At 62.9% G+C, this 17,953-nt stretch carries 15 protein-coding genes and 1 pseudogene; 8 read left to right on the top strand and 8 right to left on the bottom strand.

Annotated features, from left to right (window positions below):
* Positions 1 to 88: 88 nt before the first annotated feature.
* Positions 89 to 3,037, top strand: a complete 2,949-nt coding sequence (locus tag ACTJKT_RS06610) for an HD domain-containing phosphohydrolase (RefSeq protein ID WP_440786550.1) — start codon at positions 89 to 91, stop codon at positions 3,035 to 3,037.
* A gap of 7 nt (positions 3,038 to 3,044) precedes the next feature.
* On the opposite strand, the gene ACTJKT_RS06605 is transcribed toward ACTJKT_RS06610, so the two are convergent.
* Both ACTJKT_RS06605 and ACTJKT_RS06600 read right to left on the bottom strand, forming a co-directional pair.
* Positions 3,045 to 3,527 carry a GAF domain-containing protein gene (locus tag ACTJKT_RS06605; RefSeq protein ID WP_053280291.1) on the bottom strand — a complete coding sequence of 161 codons (483 nt, stop codon included), beginning with the start codon at positions 3,525 to 3,527 and terminating at the stop codon, positions 3,045 to 3,047.
* A complete protein-coding gene (locus tag ACTJKT_RS06600; protein WP_440786549.1) occupies positions 3,524 to 4,414 on the bottom strand; it encodes an ATP-binding protein in 891 nt (296 codons plus the stop codon). The genes ACTJKT_RS06605 and ACTJKT_RS06600 overlap by 4 nt, the downstream gene beginning before the upstream one ends.
* A 164-nt stretch (positions 4,415 to 4,578) precedes the next feature.
* On the opposite strand from ACTJKT_RS06600, the gene ACTJKT_RS06595 reads away from it, so the two are divergent.
* On the top strand, positions 4,579 to 6,900 hold the full coding sequence (locus ACTJKT_RS06595; protein WP_440786597.1) for a response regulator: 2,322 nt from the start codon (positions 4,579 to 4,581) through the stop codon (positions 6,898 to 6,900).
* On the opposite strand, the gene ACTJKT_RS06590 is transcribed toward ACTJKT_RS06595, so the two are convergent.
* The 3 genes from ACTJKT_RS06590 to msrB all read right to left on the bottom strand — a co-directional run bounded on the left by ACTJKT_RS06590 (position 6,884) and on the right by msrB (position 8,332).
* Positions 6,884 to 7,345: a MarR family winged helix-turn-helix transcriptional regulator gene (locus ACTJKT_RS06590; RefSeq protein WP_097304550.1), complete on the bottom strand. Its 462-nt coding sequence runs from the start codon at positions 7,343 to 7,345 to the stop codon at positions 6,884 to 6,886. The genes ACTJKT_RS06595 and ACTJKT_RS06590 overlap by 17 nt on opposite strands.
* Complete coding sequence (locus tag ACTJKT_RS06585; protein WP_025805477.1) at positions 7,342 to 7,827, bottom strand: glutathione peroxidase; 486 nt, start codon at positions 7,825 to 7,827, stop codon at positions 7,342 to 7,344. Before ACTJKT_RS06585 ends, ACTJKT_RS06590 begins: the two co-directional genes overlap by 4 nt.
* 112 nt (positions 7,828 to 7,939) lie before the next feature.
* Complete coding sequence (gene msrB / locus ACTJKT_RS06580) at positions 7,940 to 8,332, bottom strand: peptide-methionine (R)-S-oxide reductase MsrB (RefSeq protein ID WP_007931439.1); 393 nt, start codon at positions 8,330 to 8,332, stop codon at positions 7,940 to 7,942.
* Between the two features lie 224 nt (positions 8,333 to 8,556).
* On the opposite strand from msrB, the gene ACTJKT_RS06575 reads away from it, so the two are divergent.
* On the top strand, positions 8,557 to 9,768 hold the full coding sequence (locus ACTJKT_RS06575) for a pyridoxal phosphate-dependent aminotransferase (RefSeq protein ID WP_025805478.1): 1,212 nt from the start codon (positions 8,557 to 8,559) through the stop codon (positions 9,766 to 9,768).
* Positions 9,769 to 10,065: 297 nt separating this feature from the next.
* Positions 10,066 to 10,956: a protease HtpX gene (htpX, locus tag ACTJKT_RS06570; RefSeq protein ID WP_025805479.1), complete on the top strand. Its 891-nt coding sequence runs from the start codon at positions 10,066 to 10,068 to the stop codon at positions 10,954 to 10,956.
* Positions 10,957 to 11,022: 66 nt separating this feature from the next.
* On the opposite strand, the gene ACTJKT_RS06565 is transcribed toward htpX, so the two are convergent.
* Entirely contained in the window at positions 11,023 to 11,679 is a 657-nt protein-coding gene (locus ACTJKT_RS06565) for a thiopurine S-methyltransferase (protein ID WP_440786548.1), read from the bottom strand.
* 101 nt (positions 11,680 to 11,780) lie between these two features.
* Here ACTJKT_RS06565 and ACTJKT_RS06560 point away from each other — a divergent pair, with 101 nt between their 5' ends.
* Positions 11,781 to 12,548, top strand: coding sequence for a DODA-type extradiol aromatic ring-opening family dioxygenase (locus ACTJKT_RS06560; RefSeq protein WP_440786547.1), 768 nt, complete (start codon positions 11,781 to 11,783; stop codon positions 12,546 to 12,548).
* 111 nt (positions 12,549 to 12,659) lie between these two features.
* On the opposite strand, the pseudogene ACTJKT_RS06555 reads toward ACTJKT_RS06560, so the two are convergent.
* Positions 12,660 to 14,367 (bottom strand): annotated as a pseudogene (locus tag ACTJKT_RS06555) (DEAD/DEAH box helicase).
* An 85-nt stretch (positions 14,368 to 14,452) separates the two neighbouring features.
* Here ACTJKT_RS06555 and ACTJKT_RS06550 point away from each other — a divergent pair.
* Positions 14,453 to 14,788 (top strand): hypothetical protein, encoded by a 336-nt coding sequence (locus ACTJKT_RS06550; protein WP_440786546.1) that lies wholly within the window; start codon positions 14,453 to 14,455, stop codon positions 14,786 to 14,788.
* The gene (locus tag ACTJKT_RS06545; protein WP_440786545.1) at positions 14,754 to 15,545 is read left to right on the top strand and encodes a crotonase/enoyl-CoA hydratase family protein; all 792 of its coding nucleotides are present in this window, start codon (positions 14,754 to 14,756) and stop codon (positions 15,543 to 15,545) included. The genes ACTJKT_RS06550 and ACTJKT_RS06545 overlap by 35 nt, the downstream gene beginning before the upstream one ends.
* A 117-nt stretch (positions 15,546 to 15,662) precedes the next feature.
* On the opposite strand, the gene ACTJKT_RS06540 is transcribed toward ACTJKT_RS06545, so the two are convergent.
* On the bottom strand, positions 15,663 to 16,418 hold the full coding sequence (locus tag ACTJKT_RS06540; protein ID WP_440786544.1) for a spermidine synthase: 756 nt from the start codon (positions 16,416 to 16,418) through the stop codon (positions 15,663 to 15,665).
* Positions 16,419 to 16,579: 161 nt separating this feature from the next.
* Here ACTJKT_RS06540 and ACTJKT_RS06535 point away from each other — a divergent pair, with 161 nt between their 5' ends.
* On the top strand, positions 16,580 to 17,926 hold the full coding sequence (locus ACTJKT_RS06535) for a class II 3-deoxy-7-phosphoheptulonate synthase (protein ID WP_440786543.1): 1,347 nt from the start codon (positions 16,580 to 16,582) through the stop codon (positions 17,924 to 17,926).
* The last annotated feature ends 27 nt before the right edge of the window (positions 17,927 to 17,953 follow it).

Here is a 17,953-nt window from a genome sequence, read left to right as displayed (position 1 = left end):
GGAGCCGCCGCCCCTGAGCACAATGCACCTGCCTTAACTATGCTGAAACGTTGAGTTGCGCATCACGCGCCCCCTGGAGAGAGCTGCAATGCCGAGCACGCTGTCGTTGGATAAACGTCGATTTCCTCTCCATGTGCATATCAGCGTGATGTTCACCTGCCTGCTTCTGCTGACCGGCGTGGTGCTGGGCGTTTTCAATTACCAGCAGACCACCCGCATCATCCTTTCCAGCAGTGAAAAACTGTTCCAGCGCATCGAACAGGACGTGCAGCTGGACCTGAAAGCGACCTACGAACCGATTCGCCATCTGCTCAGCCTGCTGGTGGGCAATCCAGCCGTCCAGGCCAGCGACCTCGGGCAGCGTCTGACGTTGCTCGGGCCTTTCAGCCAATCGCTCAAGGACAACCCCGATCTGGCCTCCCTCTATGTGGGTTATGCCGACGGCGATTTTTTCATGGTCCGGCCCTTGCGCAGCCAGGCCTTGAAGCAGGCCCGCCAGGCTCCGGACGCCGCGGCCTATGAAGTCTGGAGCATCGAGCGCGACCGCCGCACCGGGCAACTGCATTCGCAGTCGCTGTTTTATGACGCCAGCCTCGCTCTGGTCAGCCGCCGCGACAATACCCAGGAGTCCTACGACCCGAGCAATCGCAACTGGTTTGCCAACGCCAAGGACGACACCGATCAGATCACCACCGAGCCGTACGTCTTTTTCTCCACCCGCAACGTCGGCACCACCCTCGCCCGTCGCAGCGGCAATAACGCGGTGATGGGCGCCGACCTGACCCTGGAACAACTCTCGGCCACCCTGGCCAAGCATCGGGTCACGCCCAGTACCGAAATCGCCCTGGTGGATGGCAATGGCAACGCCGTGGCTTATCCGGACAGCCGTCGCCTGATCGTCGAAGAACAGAGCGCCCGGCTGATCCGCGCCAACGACCTGAACCCGGCCCTCGATGCGCTGCTGCGGGGCAAGGCCCAGGGCAATCACCTGCGGCTCAAGGATCGCCAGTGGATAGTTGCCAGCCGTCATCTGCAGGAAGGTGGGCCCCAGGGGCTGCAACTGGCGCTGCTGGTGCCCGAGGACGAGCTGCTGGCGGACGCCTATAGCATGCGCTGGCAAGGCGCGCTGATCACCCTGAGCATTCTGCTGCTGTGCCTGCCGCTCGGCTGGCTGACCTCGCGGGTGCTGGTCATGCCGTTGCGCGCCCTGGTGCAGGAAGCCGACGCCATCCGCAGTTTCGATTTCAACTACCCGCTGATCCGTCGCTCGCCGGTGCTGGAAGTCGACCAGTTGAGCGTGTCGATGGCCCGCATGAAGGAAACCCTGGCCAGCTTTTTTGAAATCACCGCCAGCCTTTCCGCGGAAACCCGCTTCGACCCGCTGCTGCAACGGGTGCTGTTTGAAACCATGAAGATCGGCCAGGCCCAGGCCGGGCTGATCTACCTGCGGGAAAACGAAGGCATGAGCCTGGAACCTCACGGCCTGATCATCGCCGACAATGTCCAGGACCTGCGGGTCTTCGATATACGGAGCCAGGACGCCCAGCACGACGCAAGTCCGGTGTGGCTGCAGCGACTGACGAACAGCGAGAACGTAGTCACGACCCTGGGATTCGAGCAGGCGGCCGACCTGCAAAGCGTGCTGCTGGCCATGAACAGCCCCAGCGTCCATCTGATCGGTATCCGCCTGCACAATCGTCACAACGAGACCGTTGGCATCCTGGTCCTGCTGTTGGCCGACAGCGGGCAGGAAGACGACCTGGAAAAACTGAGCCCGGACCGCATCGCTTTCCTGCAGGCGGTTTCCGGCGCCGCGGCGGTCAGCATCGACAGCCAGCGCCTGCAGAACCGGCAAAAGCAGTTGCTCGACTCCTTCATCCAGTTGCTGGCCGGGGCGATCGATGCCAAGAGCCCTTACACCGGCGGGCATTGCCAACGAGTGCCGGCGCTGACCCTGATGCTGGCCCGGGCCGCGGCGGCCAGCCAGCAACCGGCGTTCAGCGCCTACCAACCCACCGAGGACGAGTGGGAAGCGCTGCACATCGCGGCCTGGCTGCACGATTGCGGCAAGGTCACGACCCCCGAGTACGTGGTGGACAAGGCCACCAAGCTGGAAACCCTGAACGACCGCATCCACGAGATCCGCACCCGCTTCGAGGTGCTCAAACGCGATCTCTGGATCGACTACTGGCAGGCTCGCGCCCAAGGTGGCGATGAAGCTTCGCTGGCGGCGATCCGCGATGCCGGCCTGGCGGAACTGGACGACGACTTTGCGTTTATCGCCCGCTGCAACCTCGGCAGCGAAGCCATGGCCGAGGCCGATCTGCAACGGCTGGGCAGGATTGCCCGGCGCACCTGGAGCCGCACCCTGGACGACCGCCTGGGCCTGTCCTGGGAAGAAAACCGCCGCCAGCAACGTACACCGGCGGCCCCCCTGCCGGTCATCGAACAGCTGCTGGCCGACAAGCCCGAGCATCTGATCGAGCGCGACCCTTCCGAACTGATCCCGGCGGACAACCCCTGGGGCTTCAAACTCGATGTGCCGCCCTACAAGTACAACCGTGGCGAGCTGTACAACCTGAGCATCGGCAAAGGCACCCTGACCCGTGAAGAGCGCTACGTGATCAATCACCATATGGTGCAGACCATCCTGATGCTCAACCACCTGCCCTTCCCCGACCACCTGAATAACATCCCCGAGATCGCCGGCGGCCATCACGAGAAAATGGACCGTACCGGGTATCCCAAGCAGCTGAAACGGGAGCAGATGAGCCTGCCGGCGCGGATGATAGCCATCGCCGATATCTTCGAAGCCCTGACGGCGGCGGACCGCCCCTACAAGAAGGGCAAGACCCTGAGCGAAGCGCTGGGCATCATGGCGAGCATGTGCCGCAATGCCCATATCGATCCGGAACTGTTCGAGTTGTTCATCCAGGCCAGGATCTACCAGCAGTACGCCGACCGCTTCATGGAACCGCAGCAGATCGACGGGGTAGACCCCGAGGGCCTGCTGGGCAAGGCCGGGCTCAGGGTCTGACGCGGGCTCAGCAGTCGGTCAGGCGCAGGAAGATCGCCGCCAGGCGCTCGATGCCGGCCTGATCCTCGAGGGTGAAGCGGGCGATTTTCGGGCTGTCCAGATCCAGCACGCCGATCAGCCGCCCATCCTTGACCAGGGGCACCACCAGTTCACTGTTGGAAGCGCTGTCGCAGGCGATATGCCCGGGGAACGCGTGCACATCCTCGACCCGCTGGGTCTGCAGGCTCGCCGCGGCCGCGCCGCACACGCCACGACCGAAGGCAATGCGTACACAGGCGATCTGACCCTGGAACGGGCCGAGCACCAGTTCCTCGTTGCGATTGAGGTAGAAACCGGCCCAGTTCAAATCGTCCAGCTGGTTGAACAGAAACGCCGAGAATTGCGCAGCGTTGGCGATGAAATCGCGCTCGTCGGCCAGCAACGATTCCAGCTGGGCGCACAGCAAGGCATAGCCGTCCAGGCCTTTGCCGGTGTTCTGCAGATCGATCATGCTTTTTGCTCCAACAACTTCAAACCTACCCAGTAGCGCGCGAACTGATACGCGCAGCGACCGTTGCGATTGCCGCGGCCGGTGGCCCAGCGCACGGCGAGAATATCCAGGGCTTCGTCCCGCTGCCATTGCAGGCCGGCCTTGCGCCCCAGCTCGCTGATCCAGTGTTCGACCACGCTCAGGTAATGCTCCTGGGTGAAGGGATAGAACGACAACCACAGGCCGAAACGGTCCGACAGGGCAATCTTGTCTTCCACCGCTTCGCTCGGGTGCAGCTCGCCATCGACGCGCTTCCAGTTCTCGTTGTCGCTTTCCTTTTCCGGCACCAGGTGCCGGCGGTTGGAGGTGGCGTACAGCAGCACATTGTCCGGTGCCTGCTCCAGCGAGCCGTCGAGCACGCTCTTGAGTACCCGATAGTCGCCCTCGCCCGACTCGAACGACAGGTCGTCGCAGAACAGCACGAAACGCTGCGGCAGCTTGACCAGTTGCTCCACCACCCGCGGCAGGTCGGCCAGGTGATCGCGCTCGATTTCGATCAGGCGCAGGCCGTGCTGGGCATGCTCGGCCAGCAGCGCGCGGACCAGCGACGATTTGCCAGTACCGCGCGAACCCCACAGCAAGGCGTGGTTGGCCGGCAGGCCGTCGAGAAACTGCCGGGTATTGCGTCCCAGCTGATCGCGCTGGTTGTCGACCCCGATCAGGTCGGACAAGCGCATGTCCAGGCTGACCTCCAGCGGCAGCAGGAAACCGCTGCGGCCTTCACGCTGCCAGCGCGCGGCCAGGCATTGGGTCCAGTCGATGGCTTGTCGCGGCGCGGGCAACAGCGGCTCGATACGCGCCAGAACCGCGTCGGCGCGTTCAAGAAAAGCATTCAATCGAGATTCCACGACTTCTCCTCGGGCAGGTTCCCAGTAATGATGTGGCCCACAGACAAAACGACCTTCCGCATGCCAGGTCAACCGCAAGCGAACGGCGCCGGGCCCTGCCGGTACACACTGATGATCAGCTATGCTTGCCCAGCGAAGGGAAACGGAAATTGGTTCAACACCCCATGGACATCAAGTTCACCAACCGCCTGTCTTACAAGCAAGCCAGGCTCACTGTGCTGGTCGGGTTTGTCCTGGGGACGGCGCTCAGTCTGCTGCAAATCGGCATCGATTATGCCAGCGAAGATGCCTCCATCAACCGGGAAATCAACGCCCTCCTGGAAATCAGCCACAATCCGGCCTCGCGTATCGCCTACAACATCGACGCCGAGCTCGCCCAGGAGCTGACGCTCGGCCTGCTGCGCTCGCCGGCGATCATTCGCGCCCGGCTGATCGACAACAACGACACCCTGCTGGCCAACGTCACCCGACCGGCCCAGCAAAGCAGCTACCGGATGCTCAGCGACTTCCTGTTCGGCGCCAAGCGCGAGTTCCAGGACCGCCTGTACCTCGATCACCTGCCCTCGGAATCCCTCGGCGTCCTGCATCTGGAAGTCGACACCTACTCGTTCGGCAGCCGCTTCCTGCGCCGCGCGGAAATCACCCTGCTCAACGGTTTCGTGCGCAGCCTGATCCTTACCGGGCTGCTCCTGGCGCTGTTCTACGTGATGCTGACCAAACCCCTGGTCGGCGTCATTCGCGAACTCAGCGGCCGCGATCCGCGCAGCCCCGACCAGGCCCGGCTGGACTTCCCGCCCAACCACGAACAGGACGAGATCGGCGTGCTGGTCACCGTCGCCAACCAGCAGTTCGACAACATGGCCACCGAGATCCAGCAACGGCGCAATGCCGAAAACCGCCTGACCGACTACCTCGGCCAGCTGGAAAACATCGTCTCGGCACGCACCACCGAGCTCAAGGCCATCAACGACCGGCTGAGCCAGTCCAACGAAGAACTGGAAGTCGCCCGTAGCACCGCCCTCGACATGGCCCAGGCCCGTGCCGCCTTCCTGGCCAACATGAGCCATGAAATCCGCACGCCGCTCAATGGCCTGCTGGGCATGATCGCCCTGTCGCTGGACAGCCCGCTGAACGCCGAACAACGCCAGCAACTGTCGATCGCCCACGACTCCGGCAAAGTGCTGGTGGAACTGCTCAACGATATTCTCGACATGTCCAAGTTCGACGCCGGCCAGCTGGAACTGGAACGCATCCCCTTCGATCTCGGGGTGCTGGTGGAAGACACCGCCAACCTGCTGTCGCAGAACGCGGCGCCAAGCGTCGAGCTGGCCTGCCTGATCGAGCCGGAGTTCCCGGCGCTGGTGCTCGGCGACCCCATGCGTGTGCGGCAGATTGTCAGCAACCTGCTGTCCAATGCCCTCAAGTTCACCCGCTTCGGCCGTGTCGATGTGCGCCTGAAGACCCTCGACGACGGCGTCAGGATCGAAGTCTGCGACACCGGCATCGGCATCGCCCCCGAGGCCCAGGTGAAGATTTTCCAGCCCTATACCCAGGCCGGCGCCGGGATCACCCGGCAATACGGCGGTACCGGCCTGGGCCTGGCGCTGACCTACAACCTCTGCGAAGCCATGCAGGGTCGCCTGAGCATCAGTTCGGAGGTGGGCTTTGGCAGCCAGTTCTGTGCCGACCTGCCGCTGCCTTGCCACTCACCCGCCAGCCCACCGGCGCCGCTGCACGGCCAGGTCCTGGCCATTACCTCCGAGGGCAGCGGCCTGGCCGAACTGGTGAGCGTGCAGTTGCCGTTCTGGGGGCTGGAATATCGGCGCTGCGATCTCGATGAGTCACTGCTCGGGCAGAAGCCGGACCTGCTGATCACCGACTGCCCGGAATGCCTGTTCGGCCTGCGTCCGAGCATCAGCGCGCCGATTCTGCTGGTCACCGCCTATGGCAGTTTCCTGCCCAGCGAAGAAGCCAGCGCCCTGGCGCCCTTGCAGCAACAGGCACGACCATTGGCCCGCAATGCCCTGTATCAGACCCTGCGCCGTGCCCTGTTGGCTGAAACCGCGGTGATCAACGAAACCCAGCTGGAAACCCTGGCGCCCCTGCGTCGCGCCTTCATCCTGCTGGTGGAGGACAACCCGGTGAACCAACTGGTGGCCAAAGGCATGCTGAGCAAGCTCGGCTGCGAAGTGACGGTCGCCTCCCAGGGTGCCGAAGCCCTCGACGTGCTGGAGCACCAGCATTTCGACCTGGTGCTGATGGACTGCAACATGCCGGTGATGGATGGCTACGAGGCCAGCCGGCAGATTCGCCGCAGCGGCCGCTGGCCGGACCTGCCGATCGTCGCCCTGACCGCCAATGCCATGCCCGAAGAGCGCGAGCGCTGCCGGGCCGCGGGCATGAGCGACTACCTGGCCAAACCCTTCCGCCGTGAAGAGTTGATTGCCCTGCTGGACCTCTGGGTGCCGACTACGACAGCGCTTTGACCTGGGCCAGCAACCGGTCCAGGCCATTGCGCAATTCGCTCAGGTTGTCGAGGTCGACACCGCTGTCGCATAACAGCGCCGCCTTGAGCGGTGGCACCTGATCGCGCAGGGCCAGGCCGGCCGCGCTCAGGCTCAGGTGCACCTCGCGCTCGTCGCGGGACGAACGCTGGCGCTGCACCAGTTGCAGCTGTTCAAGGCGCTTGAGCAAGGGCGTCAGGGTCCCGGAATCCAGCGCCAGGCGCTCCCCCAGCGCCTTGACCGTCGGCAGTTCGGGCGGCGTGGCCTGCCATTCCCAGAGCACCAGCATCACCAGGTACTGCGGGTAGGTCAGCCCCAACTGGTCGAGCATCGGCTTGTAGCCCCGCACTACGGCCCGCGAGGCGGCGTACAGCTTGAAGCACAGCTGGCTGTCGAGTTTCAGCGAATCGGCGGACAGGTCGGTCATTTGAGCAAAGCTTCGATCTCGCGGGTCAGGTCCTGGGGCTTGGTGGCCGGGGCGAAACGCTTGACCAGCGCGCCGTCCTTGCCGATCAGGAACTTGGTGAAGTTCCATTTGATGCCCTGGGAACCCAATACCCCCGGCGCGCGCTTTTTCAGCTGCACGAACAGCGGGTGCGCCTCGGCGCCATTGACGTCGATCTTCTTGAACAGCGGAAAGCTGACGCCGTAGTTCAGCTCGCAGAACTCGGAAATCGCCCCTTCGTTGCCCGGCTCCTGCTTGCCGAACTGGTTGCAGGGGAAGCCCAGCACCACCAGGCCCTGATCCTTGTAGGTCTGCCACAGTTCTTCCAGGCCCTTGTACTGCGGGGTGAAACCGCACTTGCTCGCGGTATTGACCACCAGCACGGCCTTGCCGGCGAAATCGGCCAGGGTCTTTTGCTCGCCCTTGATGGTGGTGCACGGAATGTTCAGCAATGTGTCACTCATGGCGCAGGCTCCAGAAACTTGAGGTGCAACAAAAATAGCTCTCAATTAAATTGTGTGCAATTCAATTGATCGGAAAGCGATTTCGAAAAATCGCTTTGGGCACCCACTACGATCAGCGTGGAACCAGGTCCAGGCACACCGAGTTGATGCAGTAGCGCAGGCCGGTCGGCGGCGGGCCGTCCGGGAACACATGCCCCAGGTGCGCATCGCATTTGGCGCAGACCACTTCGGTACGGATCATGCCGTGGCTCAGGTCACGGATCTCGACCATGGCGCTCTCGCCGATCGGCTCGTAGAAGCTCGGCCAGCCGCAACCGGAATCGAATTTGGCCCTGGAGTCGAACAACGGCGCATTGCAGCAGATGCAGTGATACACGCCGTCGGTCTTGGTGGCGTTGTACTTGCCCGAGAACGGCCGTTCGGTGCCTTTGAGGCGGCAGACGTTGTACTGCTCCGGATCGAGCATGGCGCGCCATTCTTCAAGGGTTTTTTCCAGCTTTTCCATGGTCCTTCCTCTGCAACTGAAAAAGCCCGATCTGTATCTTTTCCACGGATCGGGCGGCACGTATGATTGCGCCTCGTTAGACGCCAGTCTGGCAGCCGTGTTACACGGGTTCAAACGGATTTTGCCGCCGCGAACCCAGGCTTCAGGCCTGTGTGCAAACGCAGGATTCCCAGTACGGTAGCTCACTCACCGTCTGGATCGTTCATTTTCGGGAACACATCGCCATGCAGGTCAGCAAATCGAACAAGCTCGCCAACGTCTGTTATGACATTCGCGGCCCAGTGCTCAAGCACGCCAAACGCCTGGAAGAGGAAGGCCATCGCATCCTCAAGCTGAACATCGGCAACCCGGCGCCTTTTGGTTTCGAAGCGCCGGACGAAATCCTCCAGGACGTGATCCGCAACCTGCCGACCGCACAGGGCTACAGCGACTCCAAGGGTCTGTTCAGCGCGCGCAAGGCAGTCATGCAGTACTACCAGCAAAAGCAGGTGGAAGGCGTCGGCATCGAAGACATCTACCTGGGCAACGGCGTTTCCGAACTGATCGTCATGGCCATGCAGGCCCTGCTCAACAACGGTGACGAAGTGCTGGTACCGGCCCCGGACTACCCGCTGTGGACTGCGGCCGTGAGCCTGGCCGGCGGCAACCCGGTGCACTACCTGTGCGACGAGCAAGCCAACTGGTGGCCGGACATCGCCGACATCAAGGCCAAGATCACCCCGAACACCAAGGCCCTGGTGATCATCAACCCGAACAACCCGACCGGCGCGGTGTACCCCAAGGAAGTGTTGCTGGACATGCTCGAACTGGCGCGCCAGCACAACCTGGTGGTGTTCTCCGACGAGATCTACGACAAGATCCTCTACGATGACGCCGTGCACGTCTGCACCGCCTCCCTGGCGCCGGACCTGCTGTGCCTGACCTTCAACGGCCTGTCCAAGTCCTACCGGGTGGCCGGCTTCCGTTCCGGCTGGGTGGCCATCTCCGGTCCGAAGCACCACGCCCAGAGCTACATCGAAGGCATCGACATGCTGGCCAACATGCGCCTGTGCGCCAACGTGCCGAGCCAGCACGCCATTCAAACGGCGCTGGGCGGCTACCAGAGCATCAACGACCTGGTGCTGCCGCCGGGCCGCCTGCTGGAACAGCGCAACCGCACCTGGGAACTGCTCAACGACATCCCTGGCGTCAGCTGCGTCAAGCCCATGGGCGCGCTGTACGCCTTCCCGAAAATCGACCCGAAAGTCTGCCCGATCCACAACGACGAGAAGTTCGTCCTGGACCTGCTGCTCTCGGAGAAGCTGCTGGTGGTTCAGGGCACCGCCTTCAACTGGCCATGGCCGGACCACTTCCGCGTCGTGACCCTGCCACGGGTGGATGACCTGGAACAGGCGATCGGCCGTATCGGCAGCTTCCTCAAGTCGTATCGCCAGTAAGCCTTGCAACCCGGTGCGGCCGCCCCCCCGGCCGCACCGGGATTAATTCAGCAACACATCTGCACTCCCGGCTGCGCCTTCCCTTCTGTATCTTTGCCTGACGCCAGTGGCTGCCTGCCTCCGAAGCACCCATCGGTGCTTGAAGCCTTCCCCACCTGCGACAGAAAGCTCATGCAAGCGTCTAAAATCAGCCTGCAGGACACAGTTTGAAATAGTCACCCGGTTGAATAGGCCGGTGCCGCACCTTATATACCCCGCAGAACGCTACATCTTTAGCATGAGGAGATTTCTACAACCATGATGCGCATCCTGCTGTTCTTGGCCACTAACCTGGCGGTCGTGCTGATTGCCAGCATCACCCTGAGCCTTTTCGGCTTCAACGGGTTCATGGCGGCCAATGGGGTTGATCTCAACCTCAATCAGCTGCTGGTTTTCTGTGCGGTCTTTGGTTTCGCCGGTTCCCTGTTCTCGCTGTTCATCTCCAAGTGGATGGCGAAAATGAGCACCAGCACCCAGATCATCACCCAGCCTCGCACTCGTCATGAGCAATGGCTGCTGCAAACCGTCGAGCAACTGTCCCGCGAAGCCGGGATCAAGATGCCCGAAGTCGGTATTTTCCCGGCCTACGAGGCCAACGCCTTCGCCACCGGCTGGAACAAGAACGACGCGCTGGTCGCGGTCAGCCAGGGCCTGCTCGAGCGCTTCTCGCCCGATGAAGTGAAAGCCGTGCTGGCCCACGAGATCGGTCACGTGGCCAACGGCGACATGGTCACCCTGGCGCTGGTCCAGGGCGTGGTGAACACCTTCGTGATGTTCTTCGCGCGCATCATCGGCAACTTCGTCGACAAGGTGATTTTCAAGAACGAAGAAGGCCAGGGTATCGCCTACTACATCGCGACCATCTTCGCCGAACTGGTCCTGGGCTTCCTGGCCAGCGCCATCGTCATGTGGTTCTCGCGCAAGCGCGAATTCCGTGCCGACGAAGCCGGTGCGCAACTGGCCGGCACCGCGGCAATGATCGGCGCCCTGCAACGCCTGCGCTCGGAACAGGGCCTGCCGGTGCATATGCCCGACACCCTGAATGCCTTCGGCATCAACGGTGGCCTCAAGCAAGGCCTGGCTCGCATGTTCATGAGCCACCCGCCGCTGGAAGAACGTATCGACGCACTGAGCCGTCGTCGCGGATAAAACGCTGCTGCAACACAAAAAGGGCGACGCAAGTCGCCCTTTTTATTGCCCGTGGAAAACCGGAACTCAGCGCGCCAGCAAACGATAGACCCGCTCTTCGAGGCGAGTCACGCCGCCCTGGAGAAACTTCCAGCTCTCGCCAAGGATGTCCCGTTCCTCCTCGACCCGCAGCTGCCAGCGCTTACCGAGCAAGGCCTTGACCTCGTCATCGAGCACGGCGAAAGGCGGCCCCGCCATCAGCGCCTGGTCGTAATCCAGGGTGATCAACAGCCCCTGGCAGCCCTGGGGCAGGACCGACTGCAGATGCGCCGCATACCGCTCGCGCATCTCCGGCGGCAAGGCGATCAACGCCGCACGGTCGTACAACGCCTGGCAGTCGGCGACATCCGCGGCCTGCAGGGCAAAAAAGTCGCCGCACCAGAGCTGGATCGGGCCGTATTCATAGACCTTGAATCCGCCTCGAAGGCTGACCTGCGGCTGCACCTGCTGCTCACTGAAAAAGTCCTGGATAGCCTTCTCCGACAACTCGATACCCAGCACCTGATGCCCCTGGCTGGCCAGCCAGCCCAGGTCCAGGCTCTTGCCGCACAGCGGCACCAGCACCCGCGAACCTGGCGCCAGCTCCAGCTGGGGCCAGTAGCGTTGCAGATAAGGATTAACCTCGGACAAATGGAAGCCGATCTGATTCTGCTCCCACCGTTTGTGCCAAAACTCCGGCTGCATAAATCACCCTGAAATTCGATCAAAAACCACAAAAACTTATATTAGATTTAGATCAATGATCTGATTGAAGATGGTGCATCTTAACGCTCAGGACCTTATTCATGCTCCCTAGCCTGTTCATCTCCCACGGATCGCCGATGCTTGCCCTGGAACCCGGCGCCAGCGGCCCGGCCCTCGCCCGCCTGGCCGCCGAACTGCCACGCCCCAAGGCCATAGTGCTGGTGTCGGCCCACTGGGAAAGCCCGGACCTGCGGGTCAGCAGCAACCCGCAACCGCAAACCTGGCATGACTTCGGTGGTTTCCCCGCGGCGCTGTTCGCCGTGCAATACCCGGCCCCCGGCCAGCCCGAGCTGGCGGAACAGGTGGCGCAGCTACTCAGGGCCGATGGACTGCCGGCGCAGCTCGACGACCAGCGCCCGTTCGACCATGGGGTCTGGGTGCCGCTGTCGCTGATGTACCCACAGGCGGATATTCCGGTTGTCCAGGTCTCCCTGCCCAGCCGGATGGGCCCGGCCTTGCAGACTCAGGTCGGGCGCGCCCTGTCCAGCCTGCGGCAACAAGGGGTGCTATTGATCGGCTCGGGCAGCATTACCCACAACCTGCGCGAGCTGGACTGGCACGCCGGCCCGGAAAGCGTCGAGCCCTGGGCCAAGGCGTTCCGCGACTGGATGATCGAGAAACTCGCCGCCAACGACGAAGCCGCGCTGCACGACTACCGTCGCCAGGCACCGAATGCCGTGCGCAGCCATCCCAGCGATGAACACCTGCTGCCGCTGTACTTCGCCAGAGGCGCAGGTGGCGACTTCAGCATTGCCCATCAAGGCTTCACCATGGGTGCGCTGGGCATGGATATCTATCGCTTCGGCTGATGCTCCTGCCGGGCCTGGCGCATCGCGAGCGACAACAGATGCAAACGCCAGGCAAAAAAAATCCCCGCACCAGGCGGGGATTTTTTCGTCAACCGATCAGCTCAGCGCCGATCAGTCTTCGCGATAACGACGCAGCTTCAGCTGCTTGCCGGCAACGCGAGTGTCCTTCAGTTTGGTCAGCAGACGCTCCAGACCTTCCTCCGGCAGCTCGACCAGGCTGAAGCTGTCACGCACCTGGATGCGACCGATGGCTTCACGGGCCAGGCCGCCTTCGTTGAGGATGGCGCCCAGCAGGTTCTTGGCCGCGATACCGTCACGCGCGCCCAGCGCGGTACGGCAACGGGCACGACCTTCAGCCAGAGGCATCGGCGCGCGACGCTCACGCTCGCCGCGATCAGGACGATCACCGGAACGCTCAGGACGGTCGCCACGTGGCGCGCTGTTCGGCACCAGTGGGCGTTCCTTCTCGATCGCCGCCAGGTTCAGCGCCTGACCGTTGGTGGCCTTGCGCAGCAGGGCCGCGGCCAGGGCACGCGGGCTGCAACCGATATCGGCGGTCAGGCGATCCAGCAGATCACCGTGGGTCGATTCAGCGTCAGCTACCAGCGGCGACAGGCTGTTGGTCAGCTTCTTGATGCGCGCGTCGAGAACGGCTTGAGCGTCCGGCAGACGAACTTCAGCGACTTTCTGACCGGTTACACGCTCGATCACTTGCAGCATGCGGCGCTCGCGTGGAGTCACCAGCAGCAGTGCACGACCTTCGCGACCGGCACGGCCGGTACGGCCGATACGGTGCACGTAGGATTCCGGGTCGTACGGCATGTCCACGTTGAATACGTGGGTGATGCGCGGTACGTCCAGGCCACGGGCGGCAACGTCGGTCGCCACAACGATGTCCAGGCGGCCATCCTTGAGGGAGTCGATCACGCGCTCACGCTGGTTCTGGGCGATGTCGCCGTTCAGCGCAGCGGCTTTGTAGCCTTTGGCTTCCAGGGCACTGGCCAGGTCCAGGGTCGCTTGCTTGGTGCGCACGAACATGATCAGGGCGTCGAAATCTTCCACTTCCAGCAGGCTGAGAACGGCAGAAGTCTTCTGGTCAGCGTGAACCAACAGGTGAGCCTGTTCGATCGCGGTGACGGTCTGGGTCTTGCTCTGGATCTTGACGTGTTTCGGGTCCTTCAGGTGACGCTCGGCGATCGCACGGATCGACTGCGGCAGGGTGGCCGAGAACAGTACGGTCTGACGGGTTTCCGGCATGGCCTTGAAGATCACTTCCAGGTCATCCATGAAGCCCAGCTTGAGCATTTCGTCGGCTTCGTCGAGAACCAGGTGGTTCACGGTCGCCAGGACTTTTTCGTCGCGACGCAGGTGGTCGCACAGACGGCCCGGAGTGGCGACAACGATCTGTGCGCCATTACGGATTGCTTTCAGTTGTGGGCCCATCGGCGCGCCGCCGTAGACAGCCACAACAGTTACGCCCGGCATTTGCTTGGCGTAGGTTTCGAAAGCGGTTGCAACTTGCAGCGCCAACTCACGGGTTGGGGCCAGGATCAGAGCTTGCGGCTCGCGCTTGGACGGATCAATGCGGTGCAGGATAGGCAGGGCGAACGCGGCGGTCTTACCGGTACCGGTTTGCGCCTGGCCAATCATATCGTGACCGGCGAGGATGATCGGGATCGACTGCTGCTGAATGGCCGAAGGCTCTTCATAGCCGGTAGCGACTACTGCAGCGACAATATTGGGATGAAGTTCAAGAGCGGCGAAGCCGCCGATTTCCTGGGTCATGGGTCTGCCTCTAAGTGCATCCGCAAAGACCCATGCTCCAAAGCTGCGCATGCCGTGTAAGACTCAAGAGTCACCCTGGCAGCTTTGTCGGCGGGGATTTGCGAAAACGATTGAAAGAAATGAACGTCAAGGATAGTCCGCGCAGCGGACAAGCAGCCGAAGCTGACTTCGGGGAATTGCATCACCTAAACGAGGCCCGGTTAAAGGCCGGCGCGCACTATACCGGAATTAGTAAAAAAAGGGAGTTTTTTTTATCGGAAAAACCCGCTGAATACCTAGTTGTCACAGGCTTTGCGGATAATCCGGCAAAGGTCTATTTTGCACAGGCCCACGCCTGTCGGGGGATGACGCTTAAACGGTTCATCTTGCCGGCCGATACCGTCGGTCCGAGACACTCTTTACCGTCCGAGGAAATGCCCCATGAGCCAGCCCAGTGGCAGTCGCGTCAGCCGTGAACAACGTGGTCACCTCTTCCTCATCGGCCTGGACCGGGTCGCCAAGCGCAACGCCTTCGATCTGCAACTGCTCGATCAACTCAGCCTGGCCTACGGCGAGTTCGAGGCCAGCAGCGAGGCCCGGGTCGCCGTGGTGTTCGGCCATGGCGAGCACTTCACCGCGGGGCTGGACCTGGCCAACGTCGGGGCGAAGCTCGCCAAAGGCTGGCAGGCGCCGGCCGGTGGCTGCGATCCCTGGGGTGTCTTCGCCGGGCCACGGGTCAGCAAACCGGTGATAGTCGCGGTGCAGGGCTACTGCCTGACCATAGGCATCGAGCTGATGCTGGCGGCGGATATCAACCTGTGCGCCAGCAATACCCGCTTCGCCCAACTGGAAGTGCAACGCGGCATCTTTCCGTTCGGCGGCGCCACCCTGCGTTTGCATCAGATCGCCGGCTGGGGCAACGCCATGCGCTGGTTGCTCACTGGCGACGAATTCGACGCCCATGAAGCCCTGCGCCTGGGGCTGGTGCAGGAGGTGATGGCCAGCGAGGACCTGCTGCCCCGCGCCCTGGCCCTCGCCGAACGGATCGCCTGCCAGGCGCCGCTGGGGGTTCAGGCGACCCTGATGTCGGCCCGACAAGCCCGGCTCGAAGGGGAAAGCGCGGCGGCGCGGGGGCTGCAGCCACTGGTGAAGAAGCTATTGAACAGCGAGGATGCCAAGGAGGGTGTGCGAGCGATGATCGAGAAGCGGCCGGGGGTGTTCAAGGGGTGTTGAGCGGTCTGGACCCGCGGTGAATGTGAGGTCCTATCGCGGGCAAGCCTCGCTCCTACAGATGCGGACAATCCTTGTAGGAACGAGGCTTGCCCGCGATCCGCGAAGCGGCCAGCCGACTCAGGTCGCCGGCCGGATGCACTTGATCAACGACTGCAACGAATACCCCAGGCGCGGCGCCAGCGCCTCGGCCCGGGCGCTCAGGCCGCCCATGTCCAGATCCTGGTCCAGGTCGGACGGCACGATCAGAATCACATTGCCCTCCTTCACCGGCAGCTCCCAGTAATGCCGGTGGTAAAGCCCGCGCAGCAAGGCCGCGCCCAGTGGCTTGCCATCGTCGGTGGCCCACTGGTTGATCACCAGCCAGCCGCCCGGGTTGAGGCGTTTCTGGCAGTTCTCCAGGAAGCCCCAGGCCAGGTGCCCGACGCCCGGCCCGACGTCGGTGTACAGGTCGACGAAAATCAGGTCCGCCGACTCGGCGCTGTCCAGCAGTTCGAGCGCATCGCCGACCCGGATATAGAGACGCGGATCGTCATCCAGCCCCAGGTACTCGATGGCCAGGCGCGGTACGTCCGGGCGCAGTTCGATGGCCTCGACATCTTCCAGCGGCAGGAACTTGAGGCAGGCCTGGGTCAGGGTGCCGGCGCCCAGGCCGAGAAACAGCGCGCTCTCGGGCTGCTCATGGCACAGCGCGCCGATCAGCATGGCCCGGGTGTAGTCGTACTCCAGCCAGCTCGGGTCGGCGGTGAACACGCAGCTCTGCTCGATGGCATCGCCAAATTCGAGGAAGCGGTAATCCGCCACTTCGAACACCCGGATCATGCCGAACTCATCGTGCACTTCGGCGAGCAGACGCTCGACGCGCTCCTCAGTCATCTCTTCTCCTAGCCGCGACGGGGCTCAACCTCGCCATCGCGATAAACCGGCCGCTCGGCGCCGAGCGGGAAAGGCGCGATTGTCCGCGAACCGGCGGGAACAGGTCACGCACTAATTGCTGCTAACATGCCTGTCCGACCTTAAAAACCCCCGAGTCCATGATGAGCCAACCCTGGAGCCCTGACAGCTGGCGCGCCCTGCCGATCCAGCAACAACCCGCCTACCCCGACGCCGCACACCTGTTGCAGGTCGAGCAGACCCTGGCCAGTTACCCGCCGCTGGTGTTTGCCGGCGAAGCCCGGGAGTTGCGCCGCCAGTTTGCCGAGGTGACCCAGGGCCGCGCCTTTCTGCTGCAGGGCGGCGATTGCGCCGAGAGCTTTGCCGAGTTCTCCGCGGCGAAGATCCGCGACACCTTCAAGGTCCTGCTGCAAATGGCGATCGTCATGACCTTCGCCGCCGGTTGCCCGGTGGTCAAGGTCGGGCGCATGGCCGGCCAGTTCGCCAAGCCGCGCTCGGCCAATGACGAAACCATCAATGGCGTGACCCTGCCGGCCTACCGCGGCGACATCGTCAACGGCATAGGCTTTGACGCAAAAAGCCGGGTGCCGGACCCGGACCGCCTGCTGCAGTCCTACCACCAGGCCACCGCCACCCTGAACCTGCTGCGCGCCTTTGCCCAGGGCGGTTTTGCCGACCTGCATCAGGTGCACAAATGGAACCTGGACTTCATCGCCAACTCCGCCCTGGCCGAGAAGTACAGCCAGCTGGCCGACCGCATCGACGAAACCCTGGCCTTCATGCGCGCCTGCGGCATGGACAGCTCGCCGCAGTTGCGCGAGACCAGTTTCTTCACCGCCCACGAGGCGCTGCTGCTGAACTATGAAGAAGCCTTCGTCCGTCGCGACAGCCTGACCAACGACTATTACGACTGCTCGGCGCACATGCTGTGGATCGGCGATCGCACCCGCCAGCTCGACGGCGCCCACGTCGAATTCCTGCGCGGGGTGAATAACCCGATCGGGGTCAAGGTGGGCCCGAGCATGAACACCGAGGAGCTGATCCGCCTGATCGACATCCTCAACCCGGACAACGACCCGGGCCGCCTGAACCTGATCGTGCGCATGGGCGCGAACAAGGTCGGCGACCATCTGCCGCAGCTGATCCGCGCGGTGGAAGGCGAAGGCAAGAAGGTGCTGTGGAGCTCCGACCCGATGCATGGCAACACCATCAAGGCCAGCAGCGGCTACAAGACCCGGGATTTCGCGCAGATCCTCAATGAGGTGAAGCAGTTCTTCCAGGTCCACGAGGCCGAGGGCAGTTATGCCGGCGGTATCCACATCGAGATGACCGGGCAGAACGTCACCGAATGCATCGGTGGTGCGCGGCCGATTACCGAAGATGCTTTGTCGGATCGCTACCACACCCATTGCGACCCGCGGATGAATGCCGATCAGTCGCTGGAGCTGGCGTTCCTGATTGCCGAGACCTTGAAACAGGTCAAGCGTTGAACCTGTAGCGCTCGATCATCCAGATCG

This window comes from Pseudomonas sp. 22526 (assembly GCF_052044735.1).
GTDB classification, from domain to species: Bacteria; Pseudomonadota; Gammaproteobacteria; order Pseudomonadales; family Pseudomonadaceae; genus Aquipseudomonas; species Aquipseudomonas piscium.
Note: the sequence above shows the minus strand (reverse complement) of the source record. Positions and strands in the feature narration are given on the sequence as shown.

Coding starts and splice junctions, on each gene's coding strand:
- ACTJKT_RS06610 (WP_440786550.1), top strand. CDS start 89: ATGCCGAGCACGCTGTCGTTGGATAAACGTCGATTTCCTCTCCATGTG.
- ACTJKT_RS06605 (WP_053280291.1), bottom strand. CDS start 3,527: ATGATCGATCTGCAGAACACCGGCAAAGGCCTGGACGGCTATGCCTTG.
- ACTJKT_RS06595 (WP_440786597.1), top strand. CDS start 4,579: ATGGACATCAAGTTCACCAACCGCCTGTCTTACAAGCAAGCCAGGCTC.
- ACTJKT_RS06590 (WP_097304550.1), bottom strand. CDS start 7,345: ATGACCGACCTGTCCGCCGATTCGCTGAAACTCGACAGCCAGCTGTGC.
- ACTJKT_RS06585 (WP_025805477.1), bottom strand. CDS start 7,827: ATGAGTGACACATTGCTGAACATTCCGTGCACCACCATCAAGGGCGAG.
- msrB (WP_007931439.1), bottom strand. CDS start 8,332: ATGGAAAAGCTGGAAAAAACCCTTGAAGAATGGCGCGCCATGCTCGAT.
- ACTJKT_RS06575 (WP_025805478.1), top strand. CDS start 8,557: ATGCAGGTCAGCAAATCGAACAAGCTCGCCAACGTCTGTTATGACATT.
- htpX (WP_025805479.1), top strand. CDS start 10,066: ATGATGCGCATCCTGCTGTTCTTGGCCACTAACCTGGCGGTCGTGCTG.
- ACTJKT_RS06565 (WP_440786548.1), bottom strand. CDS start 11,679: ATGCAGCCGGAGTTTTGGCACAAACGGTGGGAGCAGAATCAGATCGGC.
- ACTJKT_RS06560 (WP_440786547.1), top strand. CDS start 11,781: ATGCTCCCTAGCCTGTTCATCTCCCACGGATCGCCGATGCTTGCCCTG.
- ACTJKT_RS06550 (WP_440786546.1), top strand. CDS start 14,453: ATGAACGTCAAGGATAGTCCGCGCAGCGGACAAGCAGCCGAAGCTGAC.
- ACTJKT_RS06545 (WP_440786545.1), top strand. CDS start 14,754: ATGAGCCAGCCCAGTGGCAGTCGCGTCAGCCGTGAACAACGTGGTCAC.
- ACTJKT_RS06540 (WP_440786544.1), bottom strand. CDS start 16,418: ATGACTGAGGAGCGCGTCGAGCGTCTGCTCGCCGAAGTGCACGATGAG.
- ACTJKT_RS06535 (WP_440786543.1), top strand. CDS start 16,580: ATGAGCCAACCCTGGAGCCCTGACAGCTGGCGCGCCCTGCCGATCCAG.